Annotated in this window: 22 protein-coding genes; 9 read left to right on the top strand and 13 right to left on the bottom strand. The window is 59.6% G+C overall.

Translation table 11 applies throughout. The features are described 5' to 3' along the window. Positions 1 to 150 precede the first annotated feature (150 nt). Both VNZ65_RS23720 and VNZ65_RS23715 read right to left on the bottom strand, forming a co-directional pair. Positions 151 to 924, bottom strand: coding sequence for a DUF3050 domain-containing protein (locus tag VNZ65_RS23720; protein WP_325673479.1), 774 nt, complete (start codon positions 922 to 924; stop codon positions 151 to 153). 176 nt (positions 925 to 1,100) lie between these two features. Further along, positions 1,101 to 1,529, bottom strand: coding sequence for a DUF3574 domain-containing protein (locus VNZ65_RS23715; protein ID WP_325673477.1), 429 nt, complete (start codon positions 1,527 to 1,529; stop codon positions 1,101 to 1,103). 87 nt (positions 1,530 to 1,616) lie between these two features. On the opposite strand from VNZ65_RS23715, the gene VNZ65_RS23710 reads away from it, so the two are divergent. From VNZ65_RS23710 to VNZ65_RS23690, 5 genes are all read left to right on the top strand, one after another. After that, positions 1,617 to 1,880: an energy transducer TonB gene (locus VNZ65_RS23710; protein WP_325673475.1), complete on the top strand. Its 264-nt coding sequence runs from the start codon at positions 1,617 to 1,619 to the stop codon at positions 1,878 to 1,880. Between the two features lie 562 nt (positions 1,881 to 2,442). Then, complete coding sequence (locus tag VNZ65_RS23705; RefSeq protein WP_414649208.1) at positions 2,443 to 3,798, top strand: NCS2 family permease; 1,356 nt, start codon at positions 2,443 to 2,445, stop codon at positions 3,796 to 3,798. 333 nt (positions 3,799 to 4,131) lie between these two features. Next, positions 4,132 to 5,322, top strand: coding sequence for a hypothetical protein (locus VNZ65_RS23700; protein ID WP_325673474.1), 1,191 nt, complete (start codon positions 4,132 to 4,134; stop codon positions 5,320 to 5,322). A gap of 158 nt (positions 5,323 to 5,480) precedes the next feature. After that, positions 5,481 to 5,618, top strand: a complete 138-nt coding sequence (locus VNZ65_RS23695; RefSeq protein ID WP_325673472.1) for a hypothetical protein — start codon at positions 5,481 to 5,483, stop codon at positions 5,616 to 5,618. A gap of 130 nt (positions 5,619 to 5,748) precedes the next feature. Then, a complete protein-coding gene (locus tag VNZ65_RS23690; RefSeq protein ID WP_325673470.1) occupies positions 5,749 to 5,889 on the top strand; it encodes a hypothetical protein in 141 nt (46 codons plus the stop codon). Between the two features lie 64 nt (positions 5,890 to 5,953). Here VNZ65_RS23690 and VNZ65_RS23685 read toward each other — a convergent pair whose 3' ends face one another. From VNZ65_RS23685 to VNZ65_RS23655, 7 genes are all read right to left on the bottom strand, one after another. Beyond that, positions 5,954 to 6,370: an EF-hand domain-containing protein gene (locus VNZ65_RS23685; protein ID WP_325673468.1), complete on the bottom strand. Its 417-nt coding sequence runs from the start codon at positions 6,368 to 6,370 to the stop codon at positions 5,954 to 5,956. A gap of 38 nt (positions 6,371 to 6,408) precedes the next feature. Continuing rightward, positions 6,409 to 8,091 carry a S10 family serine carboxypeptidase-like protein gene (locus tag VNZ65_RS23680; RefSeq protein ID WP_325673466.1) on the bottom strand — a complete coding sequence of 561 codons (1,683 nt, stop codon included), beginning with the start codon at positions 8,089 to 8,091 and terminating at the stop codon, positions 6,409 to 6,411. Between the two features lie 209 nt (positions 8,092 to 8,300). Next, positions 8,301 to 8,753 carry a hypothetical protein gene (locus VNZ65_RS23675; RefSeq protein ID WP_325673464.1) on the bottom strand — a complete coding sequence of 151 codons (453 nt, stop codon included), beginning with the start codon at positions 8,751 to 8,753 and terminating at the stop codon, positions 8,301 to 8,303. Continuing rightward, positions 8,750 to 9,394 (bottom strand): sigma-70 family RNA polymerase sigma factor, encoded by a 645-nt coding sequence (locus VNZ65_RS23670; RefSeq protein ID WP_325673462.1) that lies wholly within the window; start codon positions 9,392 to 9,394, stop codon positions 8,750 to 8,752. Before VNZ65_RS23670 ends, VNZ65_RS23675 begins: the two co-directional genes overlap by 4 nt. A 6-nt stretch (positions 9,395 to 9,400) precedes the next feature. After that, the gene (locus VNZ65_RS23665; protein WP_325673460.1) at positions 9,401 to 9,808 is read right to left on the bottom strand and encodes a DUF6249 domain-containing protein; all 408 of its coding nucleotides are present in this window, start codon (positions 9,806 to 9,808) and stop codon (positions 9,401 to 9,403) included. A 204-nt stretch (positions 9,809 to 10,012) separates the two neighbouring features. Next, positions 10,013 to 11,071: a hypothetical protein gene (locus VNZ65_RS23660; protein WP_325673458.1), complete on the bottom strand. Its 1,059-nt coding sequence runs from the start codon at positions 11,069 to 11,071 to the stop codon at positions 10,013 to 10,015. A 159-nt stretch (positions 11,072 to 11,230) separates the two neighbouring features. Further along, positions 11,231 to 11,941, bottom strand: coding sequence for a TetR/AcrR family transcriptional regulator (locus VNZ65_RS23655; protein WP_325673456.1), 711 nt, complete (start codon positions 11,939 to 11,941; stop codon positions 11,231 to 11,233). Positions 11,942 to 12,009: 68 nt separating this feature from the next. On the opposite strand from VNZ65_RS23655, the gene VNZ65_RS23650 reads away from it, so the two are divergent. Then, positions 12,010 to 13,533, top strand: a complete 1,524-nt coding sequence (locus VNZ65_RS23650; protein ID WP_325673454.1) for an MDR family MFS transporter — start codon at positions 12,010 to 12,012, stop codon at positions 13,531 to 13,533. An 8-nt stretch (positions 13,534 to 13,541) separates the two neighbouring features. Here the strand turns inward: VNZ65_RS23650 and VNZ65_RS23645 are convergent, their stop codons facing one another. Continuing rightward, on the bottom strand, positions 13,542 to 13,796 hold the full coding sequence (locus VNZ65_RS23645; RefSeq protein ID WP_325673452.1) for a hypothetical protein: 255 nt from the start codon (positions 13,794 to 13,796) through the stop codon (positions 13,542 to 13,544). 160 nt (positions 13,797 to 13,956) lie between these two features. Between VNZ65_RS23645 and VNZ65_RS23640 the strand changes: the two genes are divergently transcribed. Continuing rightward, positions 13,957 to 14,466 (top strand): hypothetical protein, encoded by a 510-nt coding sequence (locus tag VNZ65_RS23640; RefSeq protein WP_325673450.1) that lies wholly within the window; start codon positions 13,957 to 13,959, stop codon positions 14,464 to 14,466. A gap of 12 nt (positions 14,467 to 14,478) precedes the next feature. Here the strand turns inward: VNZ65_RS23640 and VNZ65_RS23635 are convergent, their stop codons facing one another. Genes VNZ65_RS23635 through msrA form a run of 3 tightly spaced genes read right to left on the bottom strand, consistent with a single transcriptional unit; the run spans position 14,479 to position 17,548 of the window. Continuing rightward, entirely contained in the window at positions 14,479 to 16,245 is a 1,767-nt protein-coding gene (locus tag VNZ65_RS23635) for a cytochrome c biogenesis protein DipZ (protein WP_325673448.1), read from the bottom strand. A gap of 15 nt (positions 16,246 to 16,260) precedes the next feature. Further along, positions 16,261 to 16,770: a peptide-methionine (R)-S-oxide reductase MsrB gene (gene msrB, locus VNZ65_RS23630; RefSeq protein WP_325673446.1), complete on the bottom strand. Its 510-nt coding sequence runs from the start codon at positions 16,768 to 16,770 to the stop codon at positions 16,261 to 16,263. A 13-nt stretch (positions 16,771 to 16,783) separates the two neighbouring features. After that, positions 16,784 to 17,548, bottom strand: a complete 765-nt coding sequence (gene msrA / locus VNZ65_RS23625; protein ID WP_325673444.1) for a peptide-methionine (S)-S-oxide reductase MsrA — start codon at positions 17,546 to 17,548, stop codon at positions 16,784 to 16,786. Positions 17,549 to 17,877: 329 nt separating this feature from the next. Here msrA and VNZ65_RS23620 point away from each other — a divergent pair, with 329 nt between their 5' ends. Together VNZ65_RS23620 and VNZ65_RS23615 are read left to right on the top strand one after the other, a co-directional pair. Then, positions 17,878 to 20,388, top strand: a complete 2,511-nt coding sequence (locus tag VNZ65_RS23620) for a carbohydrate-binding protein (protein ID WP_325673442.1) — start codon at positions 17,878 to 17,880, stop codon at positions 20,386 to 20,388. A 579-nt stretch (positions 20,389 to 20,967) separates the two neighbouring features. Further along, positions 20,968 to 21,976 (top strand): alkaline phosphatase family protein (locus tag VNZ65_RS23615; protein ID WP_325673440.1); only part of this gene is annotated, 1,009 nt, incomplete at its 3' end.

The raw sequence follows: 21,976 nt of genomic DNA, 5'->3' as shown, positions 1-21,976 counted from the left end.
GAACTGCTCCGGCCAAATCAAACGATCCGGCCGAAGCAGCGCACTACACCTGCCGATACGGTACTTTGCTCATAAAGCAGCCACCGGCACTGGAAAATGACTTAGGCGTCTCCCGCCATGAGCATCTGCAAGCGCTAACGGCAGCCGCTTTCAGGAGGGCGAATGCTGCAGCGCCGCCAGCAGGCTATCCCACAGCCGATGACGCTCGTCGATCGCCTGGATCCCGGCTTCCAGCACTTCACGCATCTGCACCGGATCGTTGCCCGTGATTTCTTCGATCATGCGCTGCGCCGCCGGCCCGTGGTCGCCCGAATCCACCTCGATATGCCGCTCCAGGTAGAAATTGAGCTCGGGGACGGTTTCCGGCGCGATGCTCCAGCTTTTCAGCAAGGCCTGGAACATCTCGGGAATGACGTTTTCCCGGCCGTAGAAAAAGCTGCCGACCACCTGGTGCGTCAGGCCGTCCTGGCAAGTGCTGATGGTAGATGTAACGAAGCGCTGGATCGGCGCCAGTGCTTCCGCCCGCTTGAGCGCGGTGGCCACCGCATCGCCCTTCCTGATCATGCTCAGGAACTGGTTGATCTGCCGCGTCGAAGCGCCGATCTCTTTCATCGCCGACAGATACAGGTCGAAATGCGTCATTGCTCCCTTCGGCGTGATATCCGACTCTTCTCCCAGTACAATCTCGTTGATCAGGCGTGCAGCGTTCGGATTGGTGGGAGGGTACCAGGGAATGGAAGTGGTGGTCAGATCCATCTGCAGGCGCTTCACCAGCGACATGAAATCCCATACCGCAAAAACATGCCATTCCATGAACAGACGCAAGTCGTTCTGGTTGCGGATGGCCGAAAAAACAGCATGATTGGTCAACAGATTGTGCTTTTCCTTCAGGGTTAACTGTAAGGATTCAATAGTCGTTGTCATGTCATCTCCATGAGAGGTTACACACAAATGTGTGCAAAACGACAATGACAGATATATTTCCACATGGCAATAAATTGATGTATCAGCTGCCTGCAGCGTTTTGGCCTTTCTAGCCAGGCCGGCATTGCAGCAAGCGATGGTGCGGCGGGAGCTTAACGGCCAGCGTCAGTGACTGCTCAGAACAATGCGCAAGTGCGCGTGAACAGCAAACCCACCGCATCCTGGTGGAACTGGCTGGTGTAAGCGCTGCGTATCTGCGCCAGGCGCGCCAGCGTGTCCGCCGTTTCGGCAGCGACGATGCGGATCACGAAACTGTCTTCCTGGATGGTCTTGCCGCTCGCCGCATCGCGCCATTGGCCGCGCGTGTCCCAGGTCGTCAGGCCATCCGGGAAACGCGGCGTCACGACGTCGGCCATGAAGCCGGCGCGTTCGGCATCGGTGACCGGTCCGCGGCCGTTGATGTTACGCCCGAACAGCAGTTCTGCCTGCAGCTGGCTGCTGCCGCCGGCCTGCTTGCACAGATCGCCGCCGGCGCCTTGCGGCACGGTCGCGCAGGCTGACACCAGCAGCGCGCACAGCAATGGGGTAATCAAGCTGAAACGCATTGTGCTCTCCCGATGTTTGTGGAATGCCACATGCTATATCTTAAACAAGTAAAGTGAGCGAGAATTGCTGCAGATAAGGATATGCCCATGAGTCTCATTGAAAAACTGCTCGCCAAAGCCGCGCCGTCCAACGCCGCGCCTGCCGCCGCACAGGCGGTCAAGGTCCTGGTGCGCGTGTACCTCGACAGCGCGGGCCACGTGACCGACGTGGCGATCAGAAAAAGCTGCGGCGATCCGGCGCTGGATGCCCGCGCGCAGCGCGAAATCGCTGTCATGCGCTTCCCCGGCAAGAGCCGCGGCGCCAAGACCTCGCACAACTGGCATGACCTGACTTACACCATCCACCAGTAGCCGCGCAGCGGGTCTTGTCGTTTTGCCAGTGGATTTATATTCTGCCTGCGCTGCCCCGCCGATAGCCGCTCTCTGCGACGCTTTCACTCTGTACGGACCGCCTTTTCAAGGTCCCGCCTTTTTCCCGCATATCGAAATGCGAATGGCGGCTATTGAACCCTCATGATGGATTCGCGCCTATCCATACCCTAAGCTGTCTTCGCCGAACTGATCTTCTTTGCAAATGACGAGCAGTGTAGTGGTTCGTAAGTAATGGAGCTTCAGAAATGGTGAATTTTCGTGCCAGGCTAGGCGTGAGCCGGAGCGATAGCGAGACTATCGCGAGGATTCACAACGACGCATGGCGCGAAAAGGCGCCGTTTATGAAGTTTCATTATTTGCGAAGCACTGCACTAGTTACCAGGGTTCGGTGTGCGGTTGCTGGCAATTCAAAAACATAACACGAGACACCCTGTTGACGGTCGACTAACGGTCGATGAAAAGCCGGTTACCGGCCGCTGCAGCGGACATACAAAGGAGCAGCTCGATCATGATGGAACAACAACTCCAGTCCCAGCCTGTCGTGGGCCTGGACGAACCTATCGCCGTCGCCGAAAGTAAAATCGACCAGTACTTTCAGATTACCGCGCGCGGCAGCACCCAGCGACGTGAAGTCATCGCCGGCATCACCACATTCCTGGCCATGGTGTATTCCGTTTTCGTCGTGCCGAGCATGCTGGGCAGAGCCGGTTTCGACGTCAGCGCGGTATTCGTTGCAGTCTGCCTGACCACCGCTTTCGGTTCGCTGCTGATGGGCCTGTGGGCGCGCCTGCCGATCGCGGTCGGCTGCGCCATTTCGCTGACGGCCTTTACCGCCTTCGGCCTGGTGCTCGGCAAAGGCCTGTCGCCTTCGGTGGCCCTCGGCGCCGTGTTCCTGATGGGCCTGGTGTTCACCGCGATTTCCGTCACCGGCATCCGTTCCTGGATCCTGCAAAACCTGCCGGCCGGCGTTGCTCACGGCACCGGCGTCGGCATCGGCCTGTTCCTGCTGCTGATCGCTTCCAGCGATGTCGGCCTGGTAGTCAAGAATGCCGGTCCCGGCTTGCCAGTAGCACTCGGCCATATCACTGCGTTTCCAGTCGTCATGAGCATCGTCGGCCTGGCGGCCATCTTCGGCCTGGAACGCCGCCGCGTACCGGGCGGCATCCTGCTGGTCGTGGTCTCGCTGTCATTGATCGGCCTGATCTTCGATCCGGCAGTCAAATTCACCGGCATCTTTTCCATGCCTGCGCTCAGCTCGCCTGGCCATGCCAGCCTGATCGGCTCGATGGACATCAAGGGCGCACTCAGCATGACCGTGCTGCCTAGCGTACTGGCGCTGGTGATGACTGCAGTATTCGACGCCACCGGCACCATCCGCGCGGTTGCCGGCCAAGCCGGACAAGTGAATGAAAAAGGTTACATCCACAATGGCGGCAAGGCGCTCACCGCCGATTCGCTGAGCTCGATTTTCGCTGGCCTGGTAGGCGGCGCTCCTGCTGCCGCGTATATCGAATCGACAGTCGGCACTGCCGTCGGCGCCCGCACCGGCCTGACCGCCGTCGTCGTCGGCCTGCTGTTCCTGGCTGTGATTTTCTTCTCGCCGCTGGCGGGCCTGGTGCCTTCCTACGCAACGGCGCCGGCGCTGATGTACGTCGGCCTGCTGATGCTCGGCAGCGTCAGCCGCATGCACATGGATGACATGGTCGACGCCATGTCCGGCCTGCTGTGCGCAGTCTTCATCGTCCTCACCTGCAACATCGTCACCGGCATCATGCTCGGCTTCTGCACCCTGGTGATCGGCCGCGTGGTGTCTGGCGAGTTCCGCAAGCTGAATGTCGGCACGGTCGCGATTGCGATTGCCCTGGCAGTCTTCTATGCAGGCGGCTGGGCAATTTAAAACTCAGCTCAAGACTCAGCAAAACCAGGTAACTTCGACTCTTTGGGTCTCCTTGAATAGTCGATTGACGGCAGCGCCTCCCCCTGGAGCGCTGCCTTTTTTATGCGTGGAACAGCCGGTTTCACGCTTCAAACAAGACGTATTCGTATTGTCTCCGGTGGCACCGCCACAGACTGTATTAAATACCCGACACCGCAAGCTTTTAGCACGCCATTATTCCACCCAAGAAATCTTATCTGCTACGATACGGCGGGCCAAATGCGAGCGCCGGCAGGAATTTTCCTGACAAAAAAACGCAATCCAAAACTATAAGAATCGAAAGCAGGGGAGCAGATGAATACGCGTTTCTTGACCAGGGCGATGCTTGCGCTCGCCATCATTGCATCTTCGCTACTCACGGGTTGCGCATCCATCGTCAGCGGCAGCACTCAGCTAATCAGCGTCGAAGCACGCAATCAAGGACAACTGGTGAAGGGCGCATCGTGCAAGCTGCAGAACGCCAAAGGCACCTTCTACGTCACCTCGCCCGGCACCGTCACCGTTCATAAATCACGCGACGACCTGCTGGTCCAATGCGACAAGGAAAGCATCAAATCCGGCCAGGCCCAGCTCAAATCGACAGTCAAGGGCATGACCTTCGGTAACATCCTCTTCGGCGGCATCGTCGGCGTGGTAATCGACCAGAATTCCGGCGCGGCATTCGATTACCCCTCTGTCGTCACCGTGTTCATGGGAGAGAACCGCGCAGCGCAAATGGCCGCATTCACACCCCCTGCCGCGGCAACCCCGCCGGCGGCGCTCAACATGACGACAGTGGCCGGCGCGCCCCCCGGCTATCCGCAACGCCAGCTGATGGGGGAGGAAATGCACCGCCACTTCAGCAGCCTAGGCACCGTCATGGGCCATAGTCCCAGCGGAGCGAAAATGCAGTACGACATCAACTCCAGCGGCGGCTTCGAAGTCAGGAACCTGGACAAGGGCGGCGGCAGCACCGGCTCCTATGAATTCAAGGATGCCGAGAACCAGATCTGTCTCGGCATTTACGGCGGCAGCGGCTGGCGCGTGATGCAGGACTGCTATCGCCTGTACCAGATAAGCGCCGACACCTTCGCCATGAAGTCAGCCACCGACAACTTTTTTTTCACCTACGTCAAACAGCAGCCATATGAGGCAGACAACAGCGTTGCCAGCCAGGCCGCTGTTACACTGCCCGCTGCCGTGGCATATTCCGCGCCGGTGACGGCGGCGATGAATCCTGTCCAGTTGCCGGCGACAGTTCAGGCAGCGGCTGTCCAGCCGGACGCGGCATCTGCGCCGGCATCGACACCTGAAGCACAGTCCGGAATAATCGGCCAATATTCCTACCAAAGCGAACACATCGCCAAGGCGCAGTCGTGCGCGGCGCAACCACATGCCATCCTCAGCGCGAAAGGACCGGGCTTCGAGTCTTATACGGTGTCTTGCGACAGCGGCGATTCGCTGGCCATGCGCTGCGACTTTGGGCAGTGCCGCATCTTGAAATAGATCCTTGCCCAGGCTGGCGTGGTTCGTGCAAACCGACCGCATCGGGATATCCCCGCCAGCCCGCGTTGAACAATGCCGATGGTATGATGCAGCGACGACAGTCCCAATATGATTCGTCTTAGCCGAGACCTGACGATCCCATGACGGAGGAACTACCCATGAAACACGTGATTACTCTCAGTTGTTTAGCTGGCGCCCTGGCCATGTATGTGCTTGGATCAGATACTGGCGTGGTCGCTTTCTTTGTTGCCGGCGTGGTGCTTGAGATCTGCTTCTGGAAAAGAGTATCCAAGTAATTCCCGATCCAGACATGCACATCCCTGATCCGCCATCTCCGCCCAAAACCCAGCCTTGTCACTGATTCCCAAAGACCGCAATACCTTGCAGTGTAAGCAAGGCATTGCTTGGCTGGTTGGCAGCCTGGCCATGCCCTTCGCGGCATATCCGTTCGTCCGCGAAGCGTCGCCGGATATCGGCTTCGATTTTCCCGTCATCCTGGTGTTCGGCATTGCCTGGGCAGCGGCCAGTTTCTTTCTTCATCGCTTTATCAAAAGCAATCTCCGCTAGCAGCTGAGCTCGCTCCCTCCCTCCCTATAGATCTTCCCGGCCGGCAGCGCCTTCTTTTCAGGATTTAACTGTCCTTGTTGAAAGCCGGCCCCTTGCGCGATTTCAGGTAAAGCACCAAGTCGGCAAAGCTGATATAGCCACTGCCGTTACGATCGATTTCCTTGAAGTGGTCGGCCACGTAACCAAAACCTGCAGCTTTGGCATCGGCAAGCGAGAGCAGATGGGTCGAAGGATCGGCAGCCGCATCGAAGCGCTTCTTCAGGTTGCCGATGGCCTGGTTGCGCAGCGCCTGGCCGCGCAGCTCGGGGCGGCTGGTGCCTGGCTCATCCGGCGGCGGCTTCGGCAGCATGTCGCCAACCTTGATCAGCCGTGCTGCGCCGGCATCGGGAACCGACAGCGCGTATTCGGCGGCAGATGACGATGAAACGCACATCACTGCAGCAACGATGGCCATGATGGCTGGTGCGTGTAGAGATTTCATAGGTTTCCTGTATAAAATTTGACGAAAGCCGAGGCAGATCAATGTACTGTCGAGGCGCCGCTATAGAAGCCGTCGATCGCCTGCTTCATCGGCGCACGCGATGCTTGCGTCAGGTAGATCATATGTCCGCCCGGGAAAATCTTTACCGGAACCGTCGCCGTCAAGCCGGCCCCTGCCAGATCAAGTTCAGTCTGGTGGAATGGGGTTCTCAGGTCATGATACCCGCCAAAGACAACCACTTTCAAGTCGGGATGCAGGGTCAGCACTTCCAGCAGATCGGGTATCGAGCTCGGGCTGTTCGACTTGTCGTCGCCATGGTTCCAGTTCCATTGGTCGATGGGTGCATTTGGCTCGACCGCGTAAGCCGTCTGGCTGCTATATCCAAGAAATTGCGGCAGGAAAGACTTGATCTGGTTGGCAAACGCCAGGTTGTTGTAGTTGCTGCCGCCGTAGGTGGTATTGGCCGGCGTGTTGACCAGTCCGTTATAGGCATCCATGTGACTCGAATCCATGCCCAGGATCGCGCCGGAGAATGTATCGGGATCCATGTCAAAGGTGTTTGCCCAGTCGCTCGTGCCGATGCCGCTCCAGCCGGCCAGCGCCGGCAGCAGTGTCGTGTCTGGCGGCGCATACGGAGTACCGTAGTTGGCAAAATTATTGGCGCTCACCCAGGTCTGGAACGCCGCATCCGCCGGCGCATATTTTTGCGTGGCGAACTGGCGGCTGCCGTTGACATAGTCGGACAGCAGCAGCTGGTTCGGGTTACTGCCCTTGTTGCGCGAATACGCTACCGCCGCGTAGCTAGGGAAAAAGCCGACGCAGTTAGCGCTGCCGCCATACAGGAAATCGGCAGAGCCATCGCAGTTGGTCTTGTAGCTGAGAATCGGCGAATTCATGATGATGCCGCTCAGGGCCGGCCCTCCCTGCCCCGGACTGCCGGCTTCTTCGATCAGCCTGGCCAGCACCGGCGTACGGATGCCGCCGTACGATTCGCCGTACAGATATTTCGGCGAGGTCTGGCGATTGTTGACCTTGACGTACTCGGCAATGAAATCGCGGAACGCCGCGGCATCCGCATCGACACCCCAGAAGTCCGCGTTCTTGTGCGGCGCAATCGCTTCCGAATAGCCGGTGCCGGTGGCATCCACGAACACCAGGTCGGAATCGTTGAGCATGGTCACATCATTGTCGATCAGCGGGAAGCTGGCGGGCTGGGTGGCAAGCGCTGCCGGCGTCAGGCTGGCCTCGTCCACCTGCAGGGTTTTAGGGCCCCAGGAACCCAGGTGCAGCCAGATGGTCGATGAACCCGGACCGCCGTTATAGAAAAATGTCACCGGGCGCGTGCCGAGCGGCTGGCCGTCGAGGGTATAAGCGACGTAAAAAAACGAGACTTCCTGGTCCTGCGGCTGGCCGGCAACCGCCGGCGCGCTGGCGGTCAGGTGCCCTGCCGTGGCGGTATAACTGACAGCCTGGCCGCCGAGCGTGATGTTGTGGTGAGTGACAGCGGCGTTCTCGGTGGCGCTCGGCAGCGCGGCAGTGCCGTCCGTCGCGTAGGCCACCGGATCGGTATAAAGCTGGTCGGCGCCGGCCACGGAATTTGGAGAGCTTGCGTTACCCGGATTGGAATCGTCGCCGCCACCGCCGCAACCTGCCAGCGCAAGCACCGCGAGCATACTCAGATTAAACACCACCATCCTGGACGACCGATGAAAATCACGCATGTACATTCTCCTAATAATCCTACTTAAATTCCCACTTAAATTCCCACTTAAAAATGGCGCAGAGATAGTTGAGCTGCCCGCCTGTTGCAGGAGTCCTTATAAGAGATGCCCGCCAAGGCAAAAGAAGGGGCCATCAAACAGCCCGATTATTTGTAACAATTTGTCACCAGAATGCGGCAGATAAATAGTAGCCCGATAATTCTGGCGCGCTATTCCAGCATTCCTTCCTGTTCACGCAGCCACCAGGCGAGCCAGCCCAGGATCACCGCCGGCGCCAGGCTGGTCGCCAGTAAATTGACCAGCGCTTGGCGCGACTCTGCCATGCCGGAGTCGAACAGCAGCAGCCAGCCCGCTCCCGGCAGCACGGCCTGCGCCTGCATCAGCGCCAGCCACAGCATGGTGGCCGCGCTGACCACCAGCCCGTACAGGCCAAGCCAAGGCAAGACGGCTGTCAGCCAGGCCGGCAGCACCGAAGCAACAGCACGGCCCGGCAACGCTACAGCCAGCCGCCGCGCCGCGTCGGCCTGCGGCGGCAGTTGCTGCATCAGGACGGCAGAGAATCCTTGATCCGCAGTTTCATCCAGGGCCGCCTGCTGCTGCAGCAGCGCGGCCAGCCAGTCTTCACCAGCGGATGCGGCATGAGTGGGAGGGGTAGTCTTCATTTGCACTGCTCCATGGTTTTGCGCGGGGCCCAGGCCGCAAGCGCCGTTTCAAGCTTGGCGCGGCCACGCAATAAATGGGTTTTGAGGGTGCCCAAGGGACATCCCAAGGCTTGCGCAGCTTCGGCGTGCGAGAGATCGCCCCAATAGCTCAGCACGATGGCTTGCCGCTCGACTTCGCTCAGCGCAGCGAGCGCGCGCTGCATATCCAGCGACAGCGCCACCGCATCGCTCAAAGGCAAGGCCTGGCTCGCCTGCGCCAGCACATCGGCAGCAACCTGATGCTGATCCGCCGCTTCGTGCAAAGCCTGAGTCTGGGCCTGCAGCTGCGCATCGCCGCGCCGCCGCTGTTCCAGAAACACATTAGTGGCGATACGGATCAGCCAGGTGCGAAAACGGGCTTCGCCGCGAAAACTGTCCAGCTTCTGATAAGCACGTAAAAACGCCTCCTGCGCCAGCTCATCCGCCCAGGCTGCATCGCCACCGGCCAGGCGCCGCAGCAGCGCCCGCAGCACGCCTTGGTGGCGGCCTACCAGCAGCGCGAAAGCGCGACGGTCGTCATGCTGGCGCACCCGCTGCAGCAGGGCCAGGTCGGGATCTTCCGGCAGCTGCCTCGCAGGCAGCACGGCGACGTCGGCCTTCACCCGGAGTTAACGCGGTATCGACTTGGATTCCATCTTCCATACCACCAGCAGCGCGATGCCGACAAACAAGGGAATGCAACCGATCGCCCACAGCCAGTCGCCCGGGCTCATCGCGTAAAACATCACCATCACGCCCAACCCCACGCCGACGTTAGTCGCGCCAAAGATCAGCTGGCCGCTCTTGCCCTGCCAGCCGCCATTGCGATTGGCGGGACGATCCGCCAGCAGGCTGCCGTCCAGCAGCTGCGGCGGGATTTCACGGCCTTGCGCCACCATCTGCCGCAAGGTCTCGTGCATCAGCTCGGTGCGGCGCATCCTGGCCGAGACGCCCATGACGATAGCGACGATAGGAATAAACATGCCGACGATGGGAATGAGGAAGGGCGCGAGGTGCTGGAGGTCTGCTAGGTTCATGTTGTCTCCGGAAAGGGTTTCTTGAATGGCTTACCCTGCTTGGATGAGGCTGGACGACGTTTTGGATTCAAAATCGCACAATTTTTTTGAACGGGCCTGGTTACGCCCGCCCTGTTGCGCTGGAATTTCACATCCTACTGCGCCGGCACAAATGCCACAAGACAACATTTCATGAGGAGAGAAGCGGCATTTCTACCGCTCTTCTCAGTTTGGCGCAGCCACCAATACATTGAAGGTGTCCGGCAACAGCGGAGCACGCGGGCGCGGATTGGCCGGAGTGGGCGCCGGCGCCGCGCCGAATGTTCCGCTTACGAGGTAGACACGGTGCGTTGCCGGATCGAGCGCCATTGTCCGTGCGCCCTTTTGCGTGGCGAGGTTGGCCGTTACCGTGTACTTGTCGGCCGTGTCCTCATGCACCACCGTCAGCGTTCCGCCGCCGTTGGAAACAAAAACCAGCCCCGAAGCAGGATCGAAGGCAGCGGCATCCGGCCGGTCGCCGATAGCGACGGTGGCGACGGTCTTCCCCGAAACGGCATCGACGACCATCATTTTCTGGTTGCCGCACACTGAAAACAAACGGTGATGCAGATCGTCGATCGCCAGGCCGCTGGGACCATCGCAGGCAGCCATGGGCCAGCGCTGGACGATCTTTGAAGATTGCGCATCGATCACGGCAATTTCGTTCTTGTCTTCGACGTTGAAAAAGACATGGCCCAGGCTGTCGCTGACAGCGAATTCCGGCTGGCCGGAAGTCGGCAGCGTGGCTATCACCTTGCGCGTTGCCGCATCGACCACCGTCACGCTCTGGTCTTTGCCATTGAAGCTGTAAATGCGCTGCAATGGCGGGTAATACATGATCGAATCGGGACCGGCGCCGACATCCTTGATGGTGTCGATGGTCTTGAGACTGTCGAGTTCAAAAACCGTGATCGTGCCCGAGCGCCCATTGCTGGTGAATCCAAGTTTCAGATCCTGCGCGAATGCCACGCCATGGACGCCCGCCGTACCGGCTATGTTGGCGACCAGCTCCCCCGAGCGCGTATCGATGACCTGGACATGGTCGGAGCGGCTGACAAACAGATGGCTCCGCTGGCTGTCGACAGCGATGTAATCCCAGCCTTCCACGCCAGCTACCGGATAGCGCGCAACGATCTTGTAGTTCTCAGGCGTAGCTGCCTGGGCCGTCGAGGCAAGCGCGGCCTGCAAAAGTAAAAAAGCGCCGGCGACAGCCAGGGCCGAACTGCTGAAGGAGAAGTTTTTCATGTATCTGATGGAGGGATGGCTGGAGTTCCAGTGGCTAACGGTCAATTGTTTCGGCTATGGCAGGCAGGATATCCTGCCTGGCCGCACCATGCTATCAGGAAACAATTAGCGCAGAATTAGCATGCCATCGCTATGGACATGGCCTCAACTCCGCCGGCCTCAGGCGCCAACCCCATGCACCAGCAAGGCAATCGCATGCCGCGCGATTGCGCGCGCATCAACCGGCTTGTTCTCCGGGCCGATTTTGCGCGTCATGATGGCCGCCAGCGGCAGGATCGTCAGCCCCATCAGCGACATGAACAGCAGCGCTGGTTCCAGCTCAGCGTTCAGCAAGCCGTCGCGCTGCCATTTCTTGATACACAGCAGTGCCGCGCGCTGGTCATCATCGCCGACGCGCGCATGCATGCGCTGCTTAAGCAAACCATCGTGCGAGATGATCCCGCGCAGCCATAACGGTGCAAACCAGGGATTAGCGGTAGCGACTTCGACAAATTTCTGCGTCAGCTCTGTGATGGCGGCCACCGGGTCGTCCGGATGCTTCTGGAAGACGCCGCCCAATGCCGCTTTCACCGGCAGGAAACGGTCCTCGATCAAACCGTCGATCAGCTGCTCGCGGCTGGTGAAGTAGTAGTTCACCATGGCCGGCGTCACCTTGGCTTCACGGGCGATAGCGGCCAGCGTGGTGTCGGCGATGCCCTGCCGCGCAAACAGGACCAGCGCCGTATCGAGCAAAAGGCTGCGCTGCTCAGGGCCGCGCGCGCTGCCCAGCGGCCGCCCCGGCCGTTTTGCCGCTGCCGGCTGCACGCTCTCGTCGGCCGCAGCCGTTGTACGCGCAGAAGATTGCTTTTTCACCAACTTCGATTCAGCCATTTGACTACCTAGGAAATTCAGCATATATTAAACGATCATTTAATTAATTTCAAACTGACCGTCACCTTATGAGCGCCGATATTACCGTAAGCATTGAAGACGCCGCCAGCGCCAGCGATCAAACGCAAGGTCATCCGCCGATACGCCTGATCTTTTCGGCGCTGCTGCTGGTGATGCTGCTGGCTGCACTCGACCAGACCATCGTCTCGACGGCATTGCCAACCATCGTCAGCGACCTCGGCGGCCTCGAGAGCCTGTCGTGGGTAGTCACCGCCTATCTGCTGGCGTCGACCATCGTGGTGCCGCTGTATGGCAAATTCGGCGACCTGTTCGGCCGCAAGATCGTGCTGCAGACGGCGATCGTGCTGTTCCTGCTGGGATCGGTGCTGTGCGGCGTCGCCCAGAACATGACCCAGCTGGTGCTGCTGCGCGCGCTGCAAGGACTGGGCGGCGGCGGCCTGATGGTGGTCACCATGGCGGCCATCGGCGACATCATTCCGCCGGCCGACCGCGGCCGCTACCAGGGCATGTTTGGCGGCGTCTTCGGGCTGGCGACGGTAGTCGGCCCGCTGATCGGCGGCTTTCTGGTCGAGCACCTGTCGTGGCGCTGGATCTTCTACATCAATATGCCGCTCGGCGTCGTTGCGCTGCTGGTCATCGGCACTGCGTTCAAGCCGCACATCGTGCGCGTGAAACACGAAATCGACTATATGGGCGCCGCCTTCCTGGCGTCCGCCCTGACCTGCATCATCATGTTTACCAGCCAGGGCGGCACTATCCTGCCATGGTCCTCGCCGCAACTCTGGTTCACGCTGGCGCTGGCGATCCTGTCGATCGCCGGCTTCATCTATGAAGAGCGGCAGGCCGCCGAACCGATCATCCCGCTCGCACTGTTCCGCGAACGCACCTTCGTGCTCAGCAGCCTGATCGGATTCATCGTCGGCATGGCGCTGTTCGGATCGGTGACCTTCCTGCCGCTGTATCTCCAGGTGGTCAAGAATTCGACGCCTTCGGAAGCCGGCATGCAGCTGCTGCCGCTGATGGGCGGCCTGCTGGCCACCTCGATCATCGGCGGCCAGATCATCAGCAAGATCGGCCGCTACCGCTACTTTCCGATCATCGGCACATTCATTGCCTGTATCGGCATGTTCCTGCTGGCCTCCATCGATAACGCAACGCCGCTGCGCACGATGTACTTGTACATGGGTCTGCTCGGCGCCGGACTCGGCATGGTGATGCAGGTGCTGGTGCTGGCGGTGCAGAACAGCGTGGCCTACAAGCACATGGGGGTGGCGACATCGGGCGCCATGATGTTCCGTTCGATCGGCGGCTCCATCGGCGTCGCTGCCTTCGGCGCGCTGTTCACGCAGGGATTGCATACGCGCCTGACGGCGCTGATCCCGGCTGGCACCGAGCTGCCGCAAACCTTCGGCCCGACCACCGTGCACCATTTGCCCGCCGCGCTGCGTGAGGATTATCTGCAAGCGTTTGGCGGCGCCTTGAGCACAGTGTATATCGTCGCCGGATGCATCATCGCGCTGGCGTTTGTGCTGGCATGGCTGTTTGAAGACGTGCAGCTAAAGAAAAAATAAGGCGCTTTTCAAACCGGCCGGCGCACCCTGCCGGCCAGAAGCCGCGCCGCGCGGCGGCAGACGCTTTCGGAAACGAGTATGCAGGCCAGCAAGGTCAGCAAGACCATGATGCTGCCGCGGCTAGCGAGATGGCCGCGCATATAGCTGACCCACGCAGGCGGCTTCATCAGCAAATTGCAGGTCAGCGCAATGAAGGCGAATGCCGCGGAAATAATCATTACCCAGTAGAGCTGCCGTTCGTCTGCTTGTTTTTGCGTACTCATTCCCATCCCCGTGGCACACGCTGCGCTTGTTCGCATCTCCATATACAATCCTGTACGGCAACAGGCATAGTAAGAGTGCTTGATGACGTCTTGATTACATATGCGAGTTTCTGCTACATAGCGTAAGCGCCCACTATCATTCTCGAATTCAGGAGTCGCAATGCAATCTCGGAATTTTCTTGCAGCGGCAGTCTTGTTGCTCGCCACAGCATCGCTGGCGGCACAGGAAGCGCCGTCCTTCCTATCCAATCACCACTCCTCCCCGGAGGACAAGCAAGCAATCGAGCGGGTGCTTGCTTCCTACACCAGCTCGTTGAGCAGCGGCGACGAGAAGACCTTTGCTGCGCTTCTTCTGGATGAGAAAATACCCTTCATGGCAACCAATTCCCTGGAGGGCAGCAATACTGGCGACAAGCCTCTCGATACGCGCCAATTCGAAGATTTTCGGCAAGCGGTTTTCTCAAGCGGCAAGAAATACGAACAACATTTCTATAACGTCCGCATAGCGCAAGACGGCAAGCTCGCGCAAGCTTCCCTGGATTTCGTGACCAAGGAGGCAAACTCGCAGAATGGCAGCTACGGCTGGAAAGTCATCCAGTTGCTGAAGGTGAACGACACCTGGAAAATAGCGAGTGAGTTCTACACTGCCTATCCCCTCCCGAAACAGTAATTCCCCGGCACGCTATCCGAAGGTGAAGGCAAATGCTTCCGCCCCCGGACTCAGAAACTCGATCTCAAACAGATGGTCCGCACTGGCATCTTTTTGCCGGATGAGTTGATAAAGCCGCTCTTCCGTCACAGTACCCTCGCCCTGAGCATCGGCATCGCTGCCGTGGTCCGAGCCAGGCGGTTTGCCGTCGATCAGAATGCGGAAATGGACGGGCTTGCCCTGCGCACCCGGGCCCAGCACCAGATGCAGATCGCGGGCATGAAAGCGATATGCGATACGCCCGGCGCCGCTTTCCAGCACGGCTTTTTCTCCCTTAACCTGCCAGTTTCCGCCGAGGCCCCACTGATTCAAGGCTAGGCTGGACGGCAAAACATACGCATGAACGCGGTCGTGCACCTGTCCGCCGTCGGGTGAAAAATCACTGGCGCGAGCATAGCCGACATAAGTCTCAGGCGACTGCATCTGCGCGGTGTCGGCTTGCAGTTGCGCGCCCTCTGCTTGCGCCTTGACGATATCGCGCGCAACCCCGGCATGGCCGGCCTCCGCCAACAGCTGCTGGATCACTCGTTCCGACTGCGCATATTCGCCTTCGCCGAAATGGTGATAGCGGATCTTGCCCTGCGCGTCGATAAAATAATGGGCCGGCCAGTACTGATTGTTGAAGGCGCGCCAGATCACATAGTCATTGTCCACCGCCACGGGATAAGTGATGCCCAAGTCGCTGACGGCAGTCTTGACGTTGGCGACATTTTTTTCAAAAGCGAACTCCGGCGCATGCACGCCGATGACAACCAGGCCCTGATCGCGGTACTTGTCGGCCCAGGCCCGGATATATGGCAGGGAGCGCAGGCAGTTAATGCAGGAGTAGGTCCAGAAATCGACCAGCACTACTTTGCCGCGCAGCGCGGCGGCGGTCAGCGGCGGCGAGTTCAGCCATTCGACCGCGCCGTTCAGGGACGGCAGCTCGCCTTCAACCGGCAGGTCTCCGATTGCTAGGCTATCTGCCGCGGCATCGGCCGGCAATGCGGAAAGCTGCGCTGCGCCGCTACCTGAAGCACCGAAACGACCCAACAACGACTGTTCTGCGTTGTTAGTCCTGCTGCTCGACAAACGCGCCAGTATGCCTGTATCCAGACCCAGCGCGATAGCCACAACGCCACCCAGCACAGCGATCCCGAGCAGCTTGCGTATCCATTCGCTGGCGCCCAGCGAGCGCTTCATGGCGCCGAATATGCGGCCGCCAATCAGCAACGCCGCTGCCAGCGAACTGGCGGCGCCGGCAGCATAAGCCAGCAGCAAAATAGTAGTCTTGACGCTGGCGCCCTGCAAGGCAGCCCCGGTCAGCACCAGGCCGAGAATCGGGCCGGCGCACGGCGCCCACAACATGCCGGTGGCAATCCCAAGCAGAAAAGAAGACAGCATGCGCGCACCGGCTCCTTCGGCGCCGCTGGCACGCTGCGAGAGCCAGCCGCCGGCCGCCACCAGCGGCCGCGTCAAGCGATCCGACAGCCGTGGGAACAGCAGGGTAGCGCCAAACAAGGCCAGCAGCACGATCGCTGCCCAGCGGCCATACTGGTTGGCTTGCACCGCCCAGCCGCCGCCGACCGCCGCCAGCGTTGCGGTGGCGCCGAAGGCCACGATCATGCCGAGCAGCAGCGGCAGGCCGCTGCGCAAGAACGGCTGATCTGAACGCGCGAACACGAATGGCAGCACCGGCAGGATGCAGGGACTGAGGATAGTCAGCACGCCACCGAGGTAGGCCAGTACAAGAAAAAGCATATGGTTCTCCGTCGCTCAGGTCGTGGATTCGGTAAAATTCATCGCGGCGCCATTCATGCAGTAGCGTAGCCCGGTCGGCTTGGGGCCATCGTCGAAGAGATGGCCCAGGTGGCCGCCGCAGCGCTGGCAATGCACTTCCGTGCGCAGCATGCCAAAAGTCTTGTCCTCGCGCGTGAGCACAGCGTTCGGCAGCGGCCGCCAGAAACTAGGCCAGCCGGTATGGCTGTCGAACTTGGTCGTGGAGGAAAACAAGGGCCGGGCGCAGCCTGCACAGGTAAATACACCGGCGCGGTGCTGTTCATTCAACGGGCTGCTATAGGGACGTTCAGTCGCCTCCTGCCGCAGCACGGCGTAACTGCTGGTGCTCAGCAGGCTGCGCCATTCGGCGTCGCTATGCATTACTTCGAAGTGCTCCGCTGGTTCGGCCAAGGTGGCACGGGAAGTCGCCGCGACCAGAGAGCCTAGCCCGACCGACAAGCCGGCAAACAAGCCGGCACCCAGGAAAGTTCGGCGCGTAGTTTTCATCGGATATCTCCAATCAGGACTTGGCCACGGTGACGGCGACAGGCCGGTATTCGGCAGGAAACAGCTTTTTCAGGTTTTCCAGTTTCGGCAAATCGTAAAAAGCGATATAGCCGTGCTGCGGGTGCAAGGTGGCGAAATCCTGATGGTATTTTTCCGCCGCATAAAATGACGAAGCAGGCAGCGCAACCGTCTGCGTCACGATCGGTTTCGAAAATACCTTTGCAGCATCCAGCTGGGCGATGTAACTCGTGGCAACGCGTTTTTGCTCGTCGCTCTGATAGAAAATGACAGAGCGGTATTGTGTTCCGCTATCCGGGCCCTGACGGTCCAACTGGGTCGGGTCCTGGACCACGGAAAAATAAATCTGCAGCAGCTTGCCGTAAGAGATCTGGTGCGGATCATAGGTAATCTTTACCGTTTCGGCATGCCCGGTGGAACCCGAGCTGACGTCGTCGTAGTGGGCATGCATCTGATCGCCGCCTGCATAGCCGGATACCGCTGCAATCACCCCTTGCGTATGCTGGAACACCGCCTGCACACCCCAGAAACAGCCGCCGGCCAGAATCGCAGTCGCCTGGCTTGCGTCAGCGCTCATCGCGACGTCCGTCTTTGGCGCGGGAATTTTCACTGCCGTTTCAGCAGCGTGCGTAGAGCGCAAGCCGATCACCGCCGCCAAGGACAACAGGGACAGCAATGCAAAGCGGCGGACGGCGACGCCGCGTCCGCTTTGCGGATGGGCCGCGTTGTACACCGCTGCTGACGCATTTTTGGTTTCCATGATTTGATCTCCTTGATCGTTGACGAGGCAAAGTGCCTTGGCGCGGCCATCTGAAATGCGCTCCAGGTCCGGCTGGCCGCCGCGTTTGCATGCTCGCTTGATGCCAATACTAGAAGATCGGCAGGATCTTTCGAGTGGCATTCTGATGACACTTTTGTCATTAACCATCCTCGGGCGCTTGCAGCTAGCGTCCAGCCCACCCGCCTTGACACGATATCAATTTGGATATTGCCGCAAGACAATAATTCATTGGATGAATATTGCCACAGTTGCCATACTGCAAAAGTACGGCAATCCACAACAGCAAATCATTCCTCAAGGAGACATATATGACTTGGTTGAATAGCAAGCGGGGCATCACCGCGCTGTGTTTCAGTATCGGTTTGAGCTTGTACGGATGCGGTGGCGGCGGTAGCGACAGCGATACTGGCGGCGCGAGCGCAGCCAAGGCCAGCGCGGCGGCTTTGGCCGGCAACGCATCATCCCCTGCCATGACGCAGATTCCGGTCGCGGCGCCGCCGATGGGCTGGTCGTCGTGGAACAGCCTGGAAGAAAACGTCAGCTACAACACCATCAAGGCCGAAGCCGACGGCCTGGCGGCCTTGAACGCCAATATCGCCTCGGGTCCCAAATATCAATACGTGAATATCGATGAGGGCTGGTGGACTTCCGGCCAGCGGGATGCCAACGGCAATTTCATTATCGATACCACGCAATGGCCTGGCGGCATGCAAGCCATGGCGCAATACATTCACAGCAAGGGCCTGAAGGCGGGGATTTATATCGATGCCGGTCCGGTGGGTTGCGGCACCAGGGCAAACGGGACTCATTTTGTCGGCAGCGACTACGCGCACTACACGCATGATTTCCTGCAGTTTGCCCAGTGGGGCTACGATTTCGTCAAGGTTGATTTCTGCGGCGGCAGCAACGCTTCTTACGATCCGCAGAATGCCTACACGGCGGTCGCCGCAGCCGTCCAGAACGCCTATGTGCAAACCGGGCAACAGCTGGCGCTGAACATCTGCGACTGGGGCACCATCGGCAGCAACAGCGCCTACCCTGATTATCAGCAGGGGCCGTGGGCATGGGCGCCTGGCCTGGCCGTATCGTGGCGTACTACCGGCGATATTTATGGTCCGAATAGCGGCGTGCCGAATTTTGGCGCTGTCACTGGCAATCTCGCCGGCAACTACCATCCCGAGGCACAGCATACCGGTTACTACAACGATCCAGACATGATGATTGCTGGCATGGGCATGTCTGCCGTACATGATCAGGCACACGTCAGCCTGTGGGCGCTTTCCGGTGCGCCGCTCATTCTGGGCAACGATCTGGCCAAACCTGTTTCGGCTGCCACCATCGGCTTGATCACGAATCCGGAAATGATTGCGATCGACCAGGATGCGCTGGGCGTGCAAGGCCTGCTGGTTGCGCAGTCCGGTGCGCAGCAAGTCTGGTCCAGGCTGCTGGCCGGTGCCGGACAACGTGCCGTAGTCCTGTTCAATAACACGGCAAGCGATGCCGCCATGACGGTGAGCTGGAATCAGCTCGGCTTGCTGCCGTCGCCGGCCAGCGTGCGCGACGTATTGACGCAGAAAGATCTCGGCAGCTATGCCAGTTCCTACACCGCACCAGTGGTGCCGGCAGGCGGCGTAGTCATGCTCAGGATCGGCGGCACGGATACGCCGGCAACGAGTTATCAGCCAAGCTCGCTGTCAGGTGGCGCAACATATGCATCGTGCGCCTCCTGTGCCAGCGGACGCAAGGTGACCAGCCTTGGTTCAGTCGCTTTCAGCGGCGTTGCCTCAGCCAACGCAGGCGGTTTCGTCCAGATTGCCTACGTCAACAGCGGCACGCAGACGCTCAAGGCGAAACTGAGCGTGAACGGCGGACTGGCGACCACGCTCGCATTTCCACCAAGCGGCAGCAACGGCAGTGCTGGCACGGTAACGGCTTACGCCTTGCTGCAAGCGGGGCCAAACACGATTACGCTGTCCAGCGTGGATAGTGCAACAGCCGCGCCTGACATCAGCAGCATAGCGACCGTGGCCGGTCCCATGGCGCTCCAGCCTTTCCATGCAAGCTATGAGGCTGAAGCCGCAAACAACACCTTGAGCGGCGGCGCCGTAGTGGCCAATTGCCAGCCATGCTCGGGCGGCAAGGATGTCGGCTATATAGGCAACGGCGGCACGCTCGTCTTCAACGGCGTGGCGGCGCCATCCACGGCAAGTTACACCGTCACGATCGGCTACGTCAACGGCGATGCGGGACCACGTTCGGCGCAAGTCAGTTTCAACGGCGCCGCCCCGGTAACCGTGTCGTTCCCGTCAACCGGGGGATGGTCAAGTACCGGAACGGTACAGGTCACGGGTGTGCTCCAAGGTGGCAATAACACACTGACGTTTTCCAATCCGTCAGGCTGGGCTCCCGACATCGACGGCATTGCAATGCCGCCACTGTCGCTCCATGCCACATACGAAGCCGAGGCGGCAAACAATACCCTGAGCGGAGGCGCCGTAGTGGCCAATTGCCAGCCATGCTCGGGCGGCAAGGATGTCGGCTATATCGGCAACGGTGGAACGCTCACCTTCAATGGCATTGCTGCATCGTCCACGGGCAGCTATACCGTCACGATTGCCTACGCCAACGGCGATCCGGGGCCACGCTCGGCGCAAGTCAGCTTTAACGGCGCGGCGCCGGCAAGCGTGTCTTTCCCGCCTACCGGCGGCTGGACCAGTGTCGGGACCATACAGGTAACGGGTGTATTCCAGAATGGGAATAACACGTTGACGATCTCGAATGCATCAGGCTGGGCTCCGGATATCGATGACATACAGTAGCAAATCAGACTTGGCCGGATAGTCAGTTGTCGCTGGAAAATGGGGTTAAAAAGATATGCAGGGCGAAAAGTGCGGCACTTTTCGCCCTGCTTTTTTTTTGCACGCTCTTTGGCAAATATCCCGAAATTTCCTGCTGCCTCCCGCTTCACTTCGCCAAAAATCACTCGTACACCAACAAAAATCAGGGACTTCCTGCTATCGATTGCAGCGATAGGGATAACGTAATAATCGATTTGTACTTCGACGCCAGCGCGTCGACAATCGGTCGACTAAAAAATAATAAGCAACGAACAGGAGACATTGATGACGCAAGGATTTTTCAGTCCGGCCGCTCCCTCTTTTGTCCGGCTAGCCGCAAGAACTGGCTTATGCCATTGAAGATGCTCCACTTAAAGCACCCTTTCACACTTTGAACACGGCCGGCTTAAACAATCCGGCTTGCATCCTGATTTCCACCCACTGACATTCTTCCTCTCTGAAGAATGTCAGGCCGGGAAAAATGAGCAACTCGCTGCGCCAACGCCCTTGATCTTGGAAAGCATAACGTCTGGCGCTTTTTTCTATCTCTATAGGAAGCATATGGCACATTCAGGTCGTAGAAAATTTCTCAAAGGTTCTGTGGCAGCAATGGGCGCGACCATGCTGCCGCCGGCGGTGCAGCAGGCGCTGGCGGCGCCTGCCGTCAGCGGCACGCTGGGTTCTATCGGCAACGTTGTCATCTTCTGCCAGGAGAACCGCTCCTTCGATCATTATTTCGGCACCATCAAGGGTGCGCGCGGTTTCAACGATGATCACGCCGCCACCATCCAGGGCACCAGCCGCAACGTCTTCAGCCAGGCCGACAGCACCGGCGCCCTGTATACGCCGTGGCGCTTGAATTCCAGCACCGCTTCGGCGCAGTGGCTGTCGGACGTGCCGCATGACTTGAACACCGGCACGGCGGCCTGGAACAAAGGCCGTAACGATAAGTGGATTCCCAACAAGGGCATGAATTCGCATACCTACATGACGCGCGGCGACCTGCCGTATCATTACGCGCTGGCCGACGCTTTCACCCTGTGCGACAACTATTTCTGTTCGGCGCGCACCTCGACCTATCCCAACCGCCTGCATCTGATGAGCGGCACCATCGATCCGCAGGGCCTGCACGGCGGGCCGGCCACCACCAACAGCTTCACTCCCGGCTCGCTGACCTGGCAGACCTATCCGGAAGCGCTGCAGGTGGCCGGCATCAGTTGGCGCGTTTATCAGGAAGTTGACAACTATGGTTGTAATGCGCTGGCCTGGTTCAAGCAGTTCCAGAACCTGCCGACCAATTCACCGCTGTATATCAACGGCGTGCAGCCCCGGGTGCTGGCGGATTTCCAGAACGACGTCACCAACAACACCTTGCCGGCAGTGTCCTGGATCATCTCTCCGGCGGCCAAGTCGGAACATCCGAGCGGCGCGCCGAACGTCGGCGTCGATTACGTCAACCAGTTCCTGCAGGCGCTGGCCTCGAATCCAGCGGTGTGGGCGAAGACGGTCTTCATCTATACCTATGACGAGAATGGCGGGTTTTACGACCATGTCACCACGCCGACGCCGC

It is taken from the genome of Collimonas sp. (genome assembly GCF_035566555.1).
Lineage (GTDB): Bacteria > Pseudomonadota > Gammaproteobacteria > Burkholderiales > Burkholderiaceae_D > Collimonas.
Note: the sequence above shows the minus strand (reverse complement) of the source record. Positions and strands in the feature narration are given on the sequence as shown.